At 74.4% G+C, this 15,152-nt stretch carries 8 protein-coding genes; 1 reads left to right on the plus strand and 7 read right to left on the minus strand.

Annotated elements, in window-relative coordinates; genetic code table 11:
• The 7 genes from BLT59_RS27980 to BLT59_RS28010 all read right to left on the minus strand — a co-directional run.
• Positions 1 to 1,831: condensation domain-containing protein (locus BLT59_RS27980; RefSeq protein WP_139174134.1), on the minus strand; the 1,831-nt coding region annotated here is incomplete at its 3' end.
• Positions 1,828 to 4,971 (minus strand): amino acid adenylation domain-containing protein, encoded by a 3,144-nt coding sequence (locus BLT59_RS27985; RefSeq protein ID WP_091788819.1) that lies wholly within the window; start codon positions 4,969 to 4,971, stop codon positions 1,828 to 1,830. The genes BLT59_RS27980 and BLT59_RS27985, both read right to left, overlap by 4 nt.
• Positions 4,968 to 9,452 carry a condensation domain-containing protein gene (locus BLT59_RS27990; RefSeq protein ID WP_244514186.1) on the minus strand — a complete coding sequence of 1,495 codons (4,485 nt, stop codon included), beginning with the start codon at positions 9,450 to 9,452 and terminating at the stop codon, positions 4,968 to 4,970. The genes BLT59_RS27985 and BLT59_RS27990 overlap by 4 nt, the downstream gene beginning before the upstream one ends.
• On the minus strand, positions 9,449 to 11,143 hold the full coding sequence (locus BLT59_RS27995) for a cyclic peptide export ABC transporter (RefSeq protein WP_091788822.1): 1,695 nt from the start codon (positions 11,141 to 11,143) through the stop codon (positions 9,449 to 9,451). Before BLT59_RS27995 ends, BLT59_RS27990 begins: the two co-directional genes overlap by 4 nt.
• Positions 11,140 to 12,111, minus strand: coding sequence for a TauD/TfdA family dioxygenase (locus tag BLT59_RS28000; RefSeq protein ID WP_091788825.1), 972 nt, complete (start codon positions 12,109 to 12,111; stop codon positions 11,140 to 11,142). Before BLT59_RS28000 ends, BLT59_RS27995 begins: the two co-directional genes overlap by 4 nt.
• A gap of 73 nt (positions 12,112 to 12,184) precedes the next feature.
• On the minus strand, positions 12,185 to 12,907 hold the full coding sequence (locus tag BLT59_RS28005) for a thioesterase II family protein (protein WP_091788889.1): 723 nt from the start codon (positions 12,905 to 12,907) through the stop codon (positions 12,185 to 12,187).
• A 2-nt stretch (positions 12,908 to 12,909) separates the two neighbouring features.
• Positions 12,910 to 13,170 carry an MbtH family protein gene (locus tag BLT59_RS28010; protein WP_091788828.1) on the minus strand — a complete coding sequence of 87 codons (261 nt, stop codon included), beginning with the start codon at positions 13,168 to 13,170 and terminating at the stop codon, positions 12,910 to 12,912.
• A gap of 535 nt (positions 13,171 to 13,705) precedes the next feature.
• On the opposite strand from BLT59_RS28010, the gene BLT59_RS28015 reads away from it, so the two are divergent.
• The gene (locus BLT59_RS28015) at positions 13,706 to 15,079 is read left to right on the plus strand and encodes a lysine N(6)-hydroxylase/L-ornithine N(5)-oxygenase family protein (protein ID WP_091788831.1); all 1,374 of its coding nucleotides are present in this window, start codon (positions 13,706 to 13,708) and stop codon (positions 15,077 to 15,079) included.
• The last annotated feature ends 73 nt before the right edge of the window (positions 15,080 to 15,152 follow it).

Genomic DNA, 15,152 nt, shown 5'->3' on the forward strand with positions numbered 1-15,152 from the left:
GTCCTGCGGCGTCGACGAGGGCGGGGTAGCGGTCGGCGAGCTCGGGCTGGGTGAGGAGGAGGTCGGCCCCGGCGGCGAGGGCGACGAGGCGGGCTTCGGGCAGTTCGGGGTTGAGGGGCAGGATGGCGGCGCCGGTCCTGAGGACGGCGAGCCAGGCAGCGAGCATGGCGCAGGACCGCTCGAGTGCGACGCCGACGAGGCGCTCGGGTCGGGCTCCGGCGCGGGCGAGGCGTCGGGCGATGGCGGTTGCGCGGGCGTCGAGGTCTGCGCGGGTCAGGCTGGTCTGGGCGTCGGTGACGGCCGTCGCGTCCGGGTCGGCACCGAGCTGGGCGGCGAAGGCGGCGAGCACGTCGCCGGCACCCTCCGGATAGGCCCGTGCGGTCGCGTTCGCCGACAGGACCACCGCCCGGTCGGAGGCCGTGCACGCGCTCGCCTCGTGCAGCGGCCGGTCCGGTGCCGAGACGAGGGCACGCAGCAGGGCGAGGAAGCCGTCGCGCCAGCGCCGCGCGGTGGCGTCCGTGATGAGGGCGGCATCGTATTCGAGCTGGCAATCGATGCCGGTGCCGTCGGCGGCGACGTCGAGGGCAAGGTCGAATTTCGCGCTCGCCACGTCGACGTCGATCCGTTCGACGGCGACGCCGTCGAGGTCGAGCGGGGCGGCGTCCCGGCTGGGACGGAAGTTGAAGGCGGCCTGGAAGACCGGCGTGGTCGCGGTATCGCGCGCGACCTGAGTCTCCGCGATGAGGCGCTCGAACGGGACGTCATCGTCGGCCAGGAAGGCCATCGCTTCGCCGCGAAGCCGCGCGCAGAGATCGCGGAAGCTCACGCGTGCGTCGAGGCGGACGCGGTAGACCTGCGTGTTGACGAAGAAGCCGACGAGATCCTGCAGGTCGGGGCGGGTGCGTGCGGCGTTCGGCACGCCTATAGCGAAATCCGTCTGGCCGCTCAGGCGGGCGAGTAGCACCTGCCAGGTTGCCAGCAGTGCCACGAAGGGCGGGCACGCATGCGAATGGCAGAAAGCGGCGAGCGAACCGGCGAGGTCGGCAGCCAGGGTGAAATCCACCCGTCCGCCTGGGCGGTTCGCCAACGGCTGGCGCGGATGGTCGAGGGGCAGTTCCAACATCGGAACGGTGTCGCCGAGGTAGCGGCGCCAGCGTTCGAGCACGGCGGAGCCGGCCTCGCCGTCGAAGCGGGCGCGCTGCCATGCGGCGAAATCCACGAAGCGCAGGCTCGGGGTGGGCAGCGGCCGCCCGAGCCGTGCGGGATCGGCGCGGGCCTCCCGGTAGGCCTGCGCGAGATCCCGGAAGAGCCGCGCCGTCGACCACGCGTCCACCGCGATGTGGTGGATCACCACCAGAAGGACACGCATTCCCGCCGGGTCCGCCTCCGACAGGACGACGCGCAGCGGCGGCCCGCCGGTGAGGTCGAAGGGGCGGCGGCTCAGGGCGCGCAGCGTCGCACGCGCGTCCCCGGCCAGCGGCGGGATGCGTTCCAGGGCGAACGGCACCTGCGCGCGCAGGATCTGGCGCGGGCCGTCCGCGGTATCCACCAGCACCGTGCGCAGGATGTCGTGACAGGCGATCAGGCTCCGGAACGCGGCTTCGAGCGCCGGCACGTCGAGGGGGCCGGTGAGGCGGAAGGCCCGCGTCGAGTGGTAGGCCGGGCTCTCCGGATCGTAGCGCTGATGGAACCAGAGCCGCGCCTGCGGGAACGACAGGGGCGCCGGGCCGCCGGGGTGCCTGGGAATCCCGCCGACCTCCTCCGCGTCCTCTCGGAGCAGGCGGGCGAGGGCCGTGCGCCGCGCCGCATCGCGCAAAGCCACCCCGGTCACGCGCCGGCCCCGGCGAGGCCGGCGCGCTCGGCCTCGCTCAGGCCGGCGAGTTCCAGGCGGAGGCTCGCCGTCTCCTCGATCCGGTCCGGCGGGGCATAGGCGCCGAGCGCCGCGGCGAGGGCCGCAGGCGTGCTGTGGTCGAAGACCAGGCTCGGCGGAATCTCGACCTTGAGCAGCTTGCGGATGCGCGCCGTCAGCTTGATCACGAGGAGCGAATTGCCGCCGGCCGCGAAGAAGTCACCCGTGGCGCCGAGGCGCTCCGCGGGGAAGCCCAGCAGGTCGGCCATGGCGTCGGTGAGCACGGTCTCCAGCGCCGTGCGCGGCTGGACGCCGCCGCCCGCAACGGCGTCCGGATGGGGCAGGGCGGCACGGTCGATCTTGCCGCTGGCGAGGCGCGGCAGGCTGTCGAGGCGGAGGATCGGTGCGGGCAGCCACGCGGCGGGCAGGCCTTCGGCAAGCGCCGCGAGAAGGGAGGCCGATGTCCGCTCGGGATCGGTGACCACGTAGGCTGCGAGCCCGATCGCGCCGTCCGGCAAGGTGAAGGGACGCACCGCCGCCTGGCGCACGCCCGCAAGGCCCGCCAGCGCGGCCTCGACCTCGCCCGGCTCGACGCGGTGGCCGCGCAGCTTGATCTGGTCGTCGGCCCGCCCGGCGAGCACGAGGCGGCCGCCGGGCAGCATGCGGGCCCGGTCGCCGGTGCGGTAGAGCCGCCCCTCTCCGAACGGGTTGGGCGAGAACGCGCCCTCGCCGCCGGTCTCCGTGCCCGGGAGGTAGCCGCGGCAGATCTGGGCGCCCCCGAGATGGAGCATGCCGGCGGTCCCCGTCGGGGCGAGCGCGCCCGCCGCGTCGAGGATGTAGGCCTCGCTGCCGTCGAGCACACGGGTCAGCGGCAGGCTCTCGTCCGGCGCTGCATCTGCCGCGTCCGGATGCACCATCACGCCGACACAGGCCTCGGTGGGACCGTAATGGTTGGCGATGCGCGTCGTCGGAGCCGCAGCCTGGATCCGCTGAACGAGCGCCGCCGGGCTGGGCTCGCCGCCGAGCACCAGCAGCGCGGGCAAGGTCGGGGCCTCGACGCCGTCGAGGAGGGCGGCGAGGTGGGACGGGACGAGTTTGGCGCAGTCGATGGCGTTGGCGCGCAGGAAGCGCGCGAAGGCGGGGCCGTCGGCCATCTCGGCCTCGTCGGCGACCACGAGGCAGGCTCCGAGCCGCAGCGCCGCGAACAGCATGGTGTTGCCGAGATCGGCCGCCACCGTCGAGGTCAGCGCGAAGCGGCCGTACCGGGACAGATCGAGGGCGTCGATGACGGCCTCCACGTAGGTCCGGATCTGGGCGTGCTCGATCACCACGCCCTTCGGCGTGCCGGAGGAGCCCGACGTGAAGATGAGGCAGGCCATGTCGGAGGGATCCTGGGCTTCGGCGGGGCGACGAGCCTCGCCGAGGCCTTCGAGGATCGCGCCGAGGGCATGACGTCCGGCAGCGGCATCGGCCGATTGCGCTACGGTGAGCGTGGGCCGGGCCAGCGCGATCAGGCGGTCGCGGCGGGCCTGCGGCCAGGCCGGGTCGAGGGGCAGGTAGGCGCCCCCCGCGCGCCAGACCGCGAGGATCGCCACGACGAGGTCGACGGAGCGCGGCAGGTCGAGGGCGACGACGCGCTCGGGACCGACGCCGCGCGCCGCGAACCAGGCGCCGAGGCGCGCGACGCGCTCCTCCAGCTCGGCGTAGGACAGGGAGCGGCCGGCGCCGACGAGGGCGGGCGCCTCGGGCGCCGCCGCCGCGTGGCGGGCGATGCGGACCGGAAGGGTCTCCGCGGGCAGGGCGCGGGGGACGGGCCGGCCGAAGGCGCGGAGGCGCGCCTCCTCGCGCGCGCCGACCAGCGGGTAGGCCGCGAAGGGCGTCGCGGCCTTGGCGGGCAGGCGGGCGAGGAGCGTCTCGACCTGGTCGAGCAGGGTGTCCAGGGCCTCGGCGGCGTAGCGGCGCGGGTCGGCGTGCAGCGTCAGCGCGGCGAGGCGTCCCTCCCCGTCGAGGGCCGGCTCCAGGCAGAGCTCGAACCCGGCGGGACCCGGCAGCCGCCGCCCCTGCGCGGATCCCTGCGCGGCGAGGGCGAAGCCGACCGCGGGGCGGTGGTCGTCGCCGGCCGGCTCGAGGGGGCAGAGCTCCTGGAAGGCGCGGTGCTCGTCGAGCCGCGCGGCGAGACCGGCTGCGGCGGCCGAGACGCTCGTCTCCGGCGCGAAGGCGAGGCGCAGGGGCAGCGTCTTCGTGAACACGCCGACCGTGCCGGCGAAGACCGCGTAGTCGCGGCGGCAATCGTGCACCCAGCCGCCGAGGATCTCCGTCCGCTCGGCGAGGCGGGACAGGAGCAGCCACCACCCGGCGTGAAGGACGGCCTCGGCGCCCGCCGCGGCGAGGTCCGGCCGGGCCAGTGCCCGCGCGAAGGCGTCGGCGAGATCGGCGTCGACGGTGCGGCTCAGCCGGATCGGAGCGGCCGCCCCCGCGGCACTCCCGGCGCCGCGATAGGGCAATCGGAGGGGCGGAGCGCCCGTGCCCAGATGGTCCCGCCAATAGGCCCGGCCCTCGCCGTCCGCGTCGTCGTCGGCCACCGCCTCGCGCCACGCCGCGTACTGGGCGTAGCTCGCGGTCTCGGGACCGGGGACCGGCGCCGCGCCCGCGGCGTAGGCGGCCGCGACCTCCGACAGGATGCGGTCGAGGCTGCCGGCATCGACCGCGAGGGCGCTGGCGACGAGGCGCAGGCGCGGCGTCGCGGCCGGCAGGAGGACGGCGGCGAGCGTCCGCCCGTGCTCAGGCGCGAGGCCGGAGGGCGTGCCATCACTCTGCGGCGTGCCGGAATCGAGCGGCACGCCGGGCGCCTCGACCGCGGCCTGCCGCAAGCCGCGGAAGCCCGGCACACGCACGAAGGCGGTGCGCAGCGCGTCGTGGCGGGCGGCGACCGCGTCGAGGCTGCGGCGGAGCCGGTCCGCGTCGACCGGTCCGGGAAGGTCGGTCTCGGCGACGAGGTTCGGCGCGGCGCCGGCTTCGTCGAGACAGGCGCGCTGCTCGGGGGTGAGCGCCCGGGTGGGCGGCGCTTCGAAGGTGTCCGGCATGAGGGCGCCCGGCGCTTCGGTCATCGGCGTGCCGCTCATGCCGCCGCTCCCGAGACCGCGCTCCGCGCGACCATGTCGCCCATGGCGACGACGATCCGGCGCGGCCCCTCGTAGGGGTCGCGGGCATGGGCGGCGAGCATGTTGTCGAGCATCACCACGTCGCCGGGGCGCCAGTCGAAGCGCACGGCGATCGCCTCGTAGAGGCGGCCGACCTCGTCCATCACGGCGTCCTCGATCGGCGTCCCGTCGCCGTAGAGCACGTCGCGGGGCATCCGCTCCGGCCCCACGAGGCTGAGGAGGTCGGCGCGCACCTCGGGGTCGAGGCACCGCGGGTGGTGGAGCTGCACCTGATTGAAGAACGATTTCTCGCCGGTCAGCGGATGGGTGATCACCGCCGGGCACCGGGTCCGGGTCTGGAGCGTGTCCGCGTCGAGCCAGGCGAAGTCGACGCCCTCGGCCCGGCAGCGGGCCTCCACGGCCGCGCGATCCTCGGTGTGGAAGAAGCGGCGCCAGTCGACGTCGAAGCGCTCCGTGAAGGTGCGCACGTAGATCAGCCCCAGGCGCTCGAAGCGCGCGGCGATCTCCTGCGGCAGCCGCCGATACAGGTCCCGGCAATCCACGATGGGCGTCGCGCCGCCCACCGGCGACGGCTGCTGGCAGAAGAACCACTGCTTGCGCGGCCAGGCATGCAGGTGGCTGCTCTCGTTGTGATAGAGGATCATCTCCCGCTCGGGGTAGGGCGTCGAGCGGTAGGTGTTCTTCCCGCCCTCGTTCTTGGGCAGGTCGCCGTACCCGCCGTAGAGACCGGGCTGGAGCGCCTCGGCGAAGGCCTCGAACTCCTGAGGGCTCGCGATGCCGAAGCCGCGCAGCAGGAGGCCGGCATGGCGGCGCAGCTTGCCCTCGACCCAGCCGCGCTGGGCGGCGGCCCAGGCGACCGCGTCGACATCGGCCGACAGCGGCTCGATCACGAGGGGGAAGTCGCGTCCGGGCGCCAGGGTCGAGAGGCGGGCCGGCTCGCCCGCTTCCGCCGCGGCGGGTTTGCCCGCCCCCAATCCCTTGAGCTTGTCGAGCTTCGCTTCCAGGCGGCCGGCGCGGGGGAGCGGCGAGGCGGCGTTCGACATGACGGAATCCTCCGGGTCTCGTGAGGGCGGGAGCGTCGGCAAGAGCGTCGGCAAGAGCGCCGGCAAGCTGGGCAGCAGGGTGGAGAGCGGGGAGGCGGGCGTCGCGGCGGCGGCTGCGAGCAGGGCCGCGTAGGCCTCTGCCAGGCGCGCGACGCGGTCCGGGGTGAACAGCGCCGTGGCGAAGACCCATTCGGCCGCGATGCCGCCCCCCGGCTCGGGCGGGTCGAGGAAGAGCGCCATCTCGAATTTCGAGCCGTGCGCGCCGGCGGCCCTGACCTCGGCCGTGATCCCCGCGACGCCGAAATCGCCGGGCGGCGCGTTCTGCATCACGAACAGGGCCTGGACGAGGGGCGGCCGGGCGCGCGCGCGGGGGATGGCGAGGGCGTCCACGATCCGGTCGAAGGGCAAGGTGGCGTGATCGAAGGCGGCGAGAACGTCGTCGCGGACGCGCTCGATCAGCGTGGCGAAGGACGGCGCGCCGTCGAGGCGCGCGCGGATCGGCAGCACGTTGACGAAGAAGCCGATCAGCCCGGCCAGGGCGGGCACCGGGCGCCCCGCCACGTCCGTGCCGACGACGAAGCGCTCGGCCCCGCTCAGGCGGTGGAGCAGGGCCTGGAAGCCCGCGAGCAGGACGACGAAGGGCGAGGCGCCGCGCGTCCGGCCCAGCTCCGAGAGCTGGGCCACGAGCGGCCCGGGCAGCGTGAAGCGGACGGAGCCGCCGGCCTGCGACAGGACGGACGGCCGCGGCCGATCCGTCGGCAGGGGCAGCAGGGCCGGTACGCCCGCGAGATGCCCCCGCCAGAAGGCGGTCTCGGCGGCCGCCGCCTGCTCGACCGCCGCCCGGTGCCAGCGCGCGAAATCCGCGTACTGCGCCGGGAGGGGCGCAGCCTCAGCGCCGCGATACGCGGCCCCGAGTTCGGTGAGCAGCACGCCGACCGACCAGCCGTCGCCGACGAGGTGGTGGAGGGCCAGGACGAGGCGATGGTCGTCGGCGGCCAGGCGCAGGAGCCGCGCGCGCAGGAGCGGCGGCCGGGCGAGATCGAAGGGCCTGCGCGCCTCCGCGGCCGCGCTCTCGGCGACCCGGATCTCGCGCGCGGCCGGATCGAGACCCGCGAGGTCGTCGCGGGGGATGTCGAGGGTGACGGTCTCGGCGATCCGGGGCTCCGGCAGGCCGTCCTCGGCGATCGGATAGCCCGTCCGCAGCACGGCCTGGCGCGCGATCACCCGGTGCAGCGCCGCGATGAGCCGGTCGGGCTCGAGGGGGCCTGCGAACCGGATGTGCCCGGTCATGACGTAGGCGCCGCGCTCCGCCGGATCGCCGAGCCGCTCCGCCAGCCAGAGCCGCTGCTGGCCGAGCGACAGGACCGGCGCCTCCGCGCTCGGCAGAAGGGCGGGCGCCTCCGCGGCGTCGCGGGGCAGGGCGTCGATCCGCGCCGCGAGGTCGGCGAGGGTCGGGGCCGCGAACAGGTCGCGCAATGGCAGGGCGACCCCGAAGGCCGCGCGCACGCGGTCGACGGCGCGCATCGCCAGGAGCGAGTGACCGCCCAGTTCCAGGAAGCCTCGCCCGCGCGAGACCTGGTCGAGGCCGAGGAGGTCGCACCAGATCGCCGCGAGGGCGCGCTCCGTCGGCGTCCGGGGCGGCTCGTCCGGCGACGCGCCGCCCTGCTGGCGCCGGTACAGATGGAGCGGTTCGATGTCGCCCGCCGCGAGGCCGTCCCGGCACGCGCCGCGCCGGAGCTTTCCGCTCGTGGTCTTGGGCAGGCTGCCGGGCGCGAGCAGGGCGATGAGGTCCGCCGGCTCGCGCAGCACCTCCGCCAGCGCGGCGTCGACCGCGGCGGCGATCTCCGGCGCGCGGGAGGCGGCGCTCCGGCCGATCTCGGCGGCGATCCCGATACCCTCGCCCGCCGGGCCCTCGACCGCGAAGGCGGCGATGCGCCCCGGGCGGAGGGCCGGCACGCGCGCCTCGACCGCCGTCTCCACGTCCTGCGGGTAGACGTTGTGGCCGCGCAGGATGATGAGGTCCTTGAGCCGTCCGGTGACGAAGAGTTCGCCGCCGTCGAGGAAGCCGAGGTCGCCGGTCCGCAGCCACCTCGCGCCGTCGCGGGTCACGAAGGTCGCGCGGGTCGCCTCCGGGTTCCGCCAGTAGCCGCGGGCGATGCACGGGCCGCTGAGCCAGATCTCGCCGACCGTGCCGGCGGGGCAGGGGAGACCCGAACGCGGATCGACGACCCTGAGATGCTCGGGCCGGATCGGCCGTCCGCTGCTCGCGAGGGCGATCCCGGCCTCGTCGGCGACGGCGCGGCCGGCCGCGAGCGGCGCCGGCGCCACGCTCAGCCGGCGCCAGGGCGTGCCCCGGGGCTTGCACGTGACGAGGAGGGTCGCCTCGGCGAGGCCGTAGGCGGGATTGAGCGCCGTCGGCGCGAAGCCTGCCGGGGCGAAGCGCGCGGCGAAGCGCGTGAGCGTGTCGGGGCGGATCGGCTCGGAGCCGCTATAGGCGATGCGCCACGCGCCGAGGTCGAGCCCCGCCACCGCGGCGGCACCGACGCGCTCGCAGGCCAGCCGGTAGGCGAAGTCCGGGCCGCCGCTGATCGTGCCGCCATGCGTGCCGATCGCCTCGAGCCAGGCGGCGGGCCGGGACAGGAAGGCCTGCGGGCTCATCAGCACGAGCGGCGTGCCGGCGAAGATCGGCTCGATGAGGCCCGCGATGAGGCCCATGTCGTGATAGAGGGGGAGCCAGGAGACGAAGACGTCGTCGGCGCCCGGCGCGATCGCCTCGGCGAGCCAGCGGGCATTGGCGACGATGTTGCCGTGGGTGACCTCGACCCCCTTGGGATTGGCCGTCGAGCCCGAGGTGTACTGGAGGAAGGCGAGGGTGTCGGGCGTGCAGGGGACAGGCCGCCAGGCCGCCGCCCCCGCGGTGCCGACCGCATCGACGCAGACGATGTCCCGCACCGTGGCGCCCGCGCAGGTTGCCGCCACGGTCTCGCGGTTCGCCCGATCCGTCAGGACGTGATCGGGCGCCATGTCGGCGATCATCAGGGCGAGGCGGGCCGCATGGTGCGGATCGCGCGTCTCCGGCGGGTAGCAGGGCACGGCGACGAGGCCCGCATAGAGGCAGGCGAAGAACGCCACGACGTAGTCCGGCCCGCTCGGCAGGGCGATGAGCGCCCGCGCGCCGGGCTCGGCGTCGCGCTGGAGGCGTGCCGCGAGGGCACGGACCCGCCGGTCGAGTTCCGCGTAGTCGAGGGTGGCGCCGACCGCGCGCCCGTCGGTGAGGAAGCGCAGGGTCAGCCGCTCGGGCGTCGCCGCCGCCCGCCCCCGCAGGATCGCGACGAGGCTGTCGTCCGGCAGGGCCGGATCGGGCTGGCGCGGGGATGCTGCGTGGCGCGCGCGGCTCATGCGCCGGCTCCCGCCGCGCGGATGCGGGGCGCGGCCGCCCGGTGCTCCACCACGGTGCCGCGTTCGAGCTTCACGATCTGGTCGGCCCGGTCGAACCAGCGATCGTCATGCGTGACGACGAGGATCGTCCGGCCCTCGGCGGCGAGCTCCGGGAGAATCGTCTCGTAGAAGGCGGCCCGGGATTCCGGATCCTGGTCGGCGGCCCATTCGTCGAAGATCATGACGGGACGGTCCTCCAGGCAGGCGACGAGGAGGGCGAGGCGCTTGCGCTGGCCGGTCGAGAGGTCGCGGGTGGAGAAGGCGCCGTCCCGCAGGCCGACACGGCCGTCGAGGCCGAGGCGCGCGAGCCATGCCCGGGCCTGCGCCTCGCGCGCGGCGTCCGGCCGGCCGAGCAGCGTCTCGAACAGGTGGAAATCGGAGAAGACGGCCGCGACGTGCGCGCGGTAGCCGGCGAGGGCCGGCCCCTCCACCGGGCGCCCGTCCAGGCTCAGCGTCCCGCCGGCCGGCGGGTGCAGGCCGGCGATCACCCGGGCGAGGCTGGTCTTGCCGGAGCCGTTGCCGCCGACCAGGAAGGTGATCTCCCCGGGGCGCAGCGTCAGGTCGATCGGACCGAGAGCGAAGCGGTCGCCGGTCCGCGGATCGGCCCGGTGATGGGTCACGCCGCGCAGGGTCACGGTGGCCGCGCGCACGGGCGCGGCCGGGTGGATCCCCGGCTCGTCGACCGGCTCGGGCGGCAGTTCGGCGAAGGCCGTCTCGATCCGTCGCGCGCCGACGCGGGCGAGGTTGACGAGCGGCATCGTGTTCAGGACCGCCTCCAGCGGCCCCATCAGGTAGAGGAGGGCGATGACGTATCCCGTCGTCACGGCCGGGTTCTGCGCGCCGGAGCCGGGGAGGAACAGCGCGAGCCCGACGAGCCCCAGGAAGAGGATGCGGCCCCAGCCCGCCGCGAGCGCGAGGAGGGCGAGGCCGCGCCGGCGGTGGTCGGCGACGCGCGCGACGGCCTCCGCCAGGACCGCGTCGAGGAAGTGGCGCCCCTTCCTCCGGTTCAGGCGCAGTTCCTTGGCGCCGGCCTGGAGCGCCTGGAAATGGGCGACGAGGCGGTCCTGCTCCGCCCCGGCCCGCCCGAGATGCCGCATCACGCGGCCGTAGCAGGCGGAATAGCCGGCCGCCCCGAGGCCGATCGTGACGGCCGAGGCCAGGAACAGGGGGATCGAGAGGTAGCCGAGATAGGCGAGCGTCGCCGCGACCACCGCGCCGTTGGTGACGAGCACGGGCAGCGCCGTGAAGAGATTGGCGACCTGATTGGCGTCCTCGGTCACGAGCGCCTGCACCCGGGCGCTGCCCACCGCCTCGAGATCCGCGAAGGATGCGGCCTGGACGCGCTCGGCGATCGCGCACCGGAGATCGGCGAGGCCGCGCTGCCCGAGATCGGCGAAGAGGGCGCGCGAGACGACGAGCGCCGCGCAGGCGAGGAGGGCGGTCGCCGCGAAGGCGGCGACCCGGTCGGCCCGGGCGGGCTCGGACACGTGCAGCGCCCCGTTGATGAGCACGATCAGGCCCGTCGTGGCGATCCCGCCGACGAGGCTCGCCGCGCCGGCCAGCACGAGCCGGGCGCGGGCGCCCCGGGCGAGCGCGCGCCACAGCGCGGCCCCGGCCCCGGGATCGGCGATGGCTGCCGCCGCGGCCCTCACTGCGCGCGGCCGGCTTGCGCCATCGCCACCACGACCTTGCGCGGGCCCTTGAAGGGCGTCCGCGCATGGGCGGTGAGCATGTTGTCGAGCATCACCACGTCGCCGGACTGCCAGGGGAAGACGATGGTGTGGGCGGCCAGGACATCGCGGATCGCGTCGAGATCCGCGTCGGCGATCGGGCTGCCGTCGCCGTAATAGACGTTGCGCGGCAGGTCCGGCGCGTCGACGATGTCGAGGAGGGTCGCGCGCACCTCCGGTTCGAGGTTCGAGACGTGGAACAGGTGCGCCTGGTTGAACCAGACCGGCTCGCCGGTCTCGGGGTGGCGCGCGATCCCCTGGCAGACCTGCCGGGTGCGGAGGTCGCCGTCCGGCTTCCACTCGCAGGTGATGCCGTGGCCGGCGCAATAGGCCTCGACCGCCCCCCGGTCCCGGGTGCCGAACACCTGCTCCCAGGCCACGTCGAGACCGTTGCCGTAATTGCGCACGTACATCAGGCCCCGCTCGGCGAAGCGCGTGCGGATCGGCTCGGGCACGGCGCGGTAGATCGCGCGGCTGTCGGCCAGCGGCGTCTCGCCCCCCGCGGGCGCCGCTTGCTGGCAGTAGAACCAGATCTTCATCGGCCAGTCGCGGGCGTAGGCCTGCTCGTTGTGCAGGGGGATGTGCTGGTGGGGCGGGTATTCGGTCGACGTGTAGACCCCCTGGGTCACCGGACTGCGCGGGGTCGAGCCGAACTCGTAGCTCAGGAGGTCGTGGCCGAAGCCGGCCGCGAAGCGGCGAAACGCGTCGGGCCCGTCGAGGCTGAAGCCGCGGAGCAGCAGGCCGCCCGCGGCGTGGAGATGCGCCGCGGCCGCGGAGCGGATCGCCGGGAGCGCGTCCGCCAGCGTCGCGCCCTCGTCGCCCGCCGCGGGCGTGACGAGGAGCGGCAACGGCCCTTCGTCCCGCAGGGGCCTGGTCACGAGTTCCATCATGGCGTTCTCCCTGGTGACGTCCCGTTCGTCGGCGGGCCGCTGCGCACGCCGCCTGCGGAGCGGCGTTCCCGCCTCAGGCCGCAGCCCGGGCTTGTGCGAGCGTGCCGATCCGGTGGCCGATGCGGTCGAGCACCGGCGCCCGCTGCGCGTGGATGAAGAAATGGTCGCCCTCGAACAGCGCGAGGTCGAAGGGGCCGCGCGTCTCGCGGCCCCAGGCTTCGAGGTCGGCGCGCGCGATGTCGTCGCGCGACCCGCCGAGCGCCTGGATCGGGCAGGCCAGCGCTGGGCGCGGTGCGTAGGTGTAGGCGCCGCGCAGCGCGAAATCGGCCCGGAGCACCGGCAGGACCAGGGCCATCAGGGCGGTGTCGGCGAGCGCCTCGGGCGGCGTCGCGCCGTAGGCGGAGAGAACCGCGCGTAAATCCGCGTCGCTGCGCGGGCGCCGGAAGAACGCCCCGTCGCACACGGCCGGCCCGGCGCATCCGGAGGCGAACAGGACGCGCGGCGCCGCGATCCCGCGGGCGGGGAGTTCGTGCGCCAGCTCGAAGGCGAGCAGCGCCCCCAGGCTGTGCCCGAACAGCGCGTACGGCCCCGTGACGGAACCGGCGATCGCGTCCGCGAGGTGCCGCGTCAGCGCCCGCGGGTCGGTGTAGGGCGCCTCGCCGATCCGGGCGCCGCGCCCCGGCAGCTCGACCGGCCTGACGTCGATCGCTGCGGGCAGGCCCCGGCGCCACTGCGCGAAGAATGCGGCGCTCGCGCCGGCATAGGGCAGGCAGAACAGCCGAATCGGCTCCGGCATGGTCACGCCTGCGCGCCGTCGCGCGCGTCCCGAGAATCCGGATGAGGGGCGCCGCGTTCCTGTGCCTCCATGTGCCGGCGCAGGCTCAGGGGCCGCATGTCGGTCCAGACCGCGTCGACGTAGGACAGGCAATCGGCCTTCGCGCGCGGTTCGCCCACCGCGCGCCATCCGTCCGGTATGTCGCGGTAGCTCGGCCAGATCGAGTATTGCTCCTCGTGATTCACCACCACGTAGAACAGCGTATCTTCGCGATCGAACGCCATCGATGCATCCCGTTCAGGTGAGCGCTGCGAGCAGTCCCGCCAGTGAATCAATGAACTTCGCTTGTTGGCGCATAACATGACCAAAAGATCGCCGGACTCAAGGGTGATTCTACATATTTGAAATGTTCTAATTTAATTCATTACTGTCCGATGGTCTCAATCTTTGCTTTGGCGCCTTGAATTAATACGGCGAACTGCGCTAGGCAGGGCGGCCACCGGGTGCGGCGTGACCCCGGGGCGGCGAGGAACGCGGTCTGAAGGGGCGTGCGAACCAGCTTGCGATTCCCTCCGGCCGATCCCGCCGGCGCGGCTCGGATCTCCCGTGCGGGACGCGGGGTGTTCCCGGCGCCGCAGGGGGCCGGATCCGCGCGCGACTCGCTGCGCCGGCGCCGGACTGTCGCGGCGTCTCCCGAGGCTGTGCCGGCCGCCGGCTGACCTGCGGGCCGACCAGCGGCGGCTGACGGAGCCGGGGAAGGGGCTGGGAAGGGGCGGGGAAGGGAATCGAGGCGGCATGCGCGGACGAGGAGACGACCGGATGACCCCGCGTGCCGCGCCACCCTACGACGTCATCGGGGTCGGCTTCGGGCCGTCAAACCTCGCCCTGGCGATCGCCCTGGCCGAGACCCCGGCGGCGCGCGGCCTCCGGTCCCGCTTCCTGGAGCGGCAACCGCATTTCCGATGGCACGGCGGCATGCTGCTGCCGGGCAGCGACATGCAGATCTCGTTCCTCAAGGACCTCGTCACGCTGCGCAATCCGACGAGCCCGCTCACCTTCGTGAACTACCTGCACAGCCAGGGGCGGTTGCACGACTTCATCGATCTCGGAACGTTTCATCCCAGTCGAATCGAGTTCAACGACTATCTCCGCTGGGTGGCGGACCATTTCGCCGACCGGTGCGACTACGGCGAGACCGTGGTCGCGGTGGAGCCGGGGCTGGGAGCCGACGGCGCGGTCGAGACCCTGTGGGTCGTCGCCCGCGACGCCGCGGGCCGCGAGATCCGCCGTCAGACGCGCGACCTCGCCCTCGCGGTCGGCGGCGCCCCGCACCTGCCCGCGGCCTTCGCCGCCCTGGCGTGCGATCCCCGGCTCTGCCATTCGAGCCGCTACCTCGACCACGTCGATCGATGCGGTCCCGGCGGCCCGCTGGACCTGTCGCGCCCGGGCGCCCGCGTGGCGGTGATCGGCGGCGGCCAGAGCGCGGCCGAGATCAGCCACGATCTCCACGCCCGCTTCCCGCATCTGCAGGTCGATCTCGTGTTCCGCGGCCACGCCCTCAAGCCTTCGGACGCGACCCCGTTCGTCAACGCGATCTTCCACCCCGACCGGACCGACTTCGTCTACGCTCAGCCGAGCGAGCGCCGCGCGGCGCTCGTGCGCAGCTATCGCAACACGAACTACGCGGTGATCGATGCGGACCTGCTCAAGGCGCTCCACGTGATCGCCTACCGGGAGAAGGTGTCCGGCCCGCAGCGCCTGCAGCTTCGGCCGCGCAGCGAGATCCTCTCGGCCTGCGGCGACGCGGACGGGATCAGGCTGCGGACCCTCGACCGGTACGCCGAGACCGAGGCGGAGCGCAGCTACGACGGCATCGTCCTGGCGACCGGATATGAACGCGACCCGAACCCGGCGATTCTCGAGCCGCTCGCGGCCTATCGCGACGGATCGGAGCTGGCGCGCGACTACCGCGTCCCGACGCGCCCCGGCTTCACCCCGCGCATCTACGTGCAGGGCTATTCGGAGACCTCGCACGGTCTGAGCGACACGCTGCTCTCGGTCCTGCCGGTCCGCGCGCAGGAAATCGTCGACAGCCTGCTCGATCAGGACCGGCGCGGGGGCGTGGTCGCCCCGGCGCGGCCGCCGGCGACCGGGGGGATCCCGGTCTGGGCACGCCAGGGAGCGCATCCATGAGTGCGGCCATGAGTGCCGCCATGAATGCCGCCGCCCCGCAGGCCCCTCGCTTGGCCCTCAGCCGCCGCTTTCC

The organism is Methylobacterium sp. UNC378MF (assembly GCF_900103195.1).
GTDB lineage: Bacteria > Pseudomonadota > Alphaproteobacteria > Rhizobiales > Beijerinckiaceae > Methylobacterium.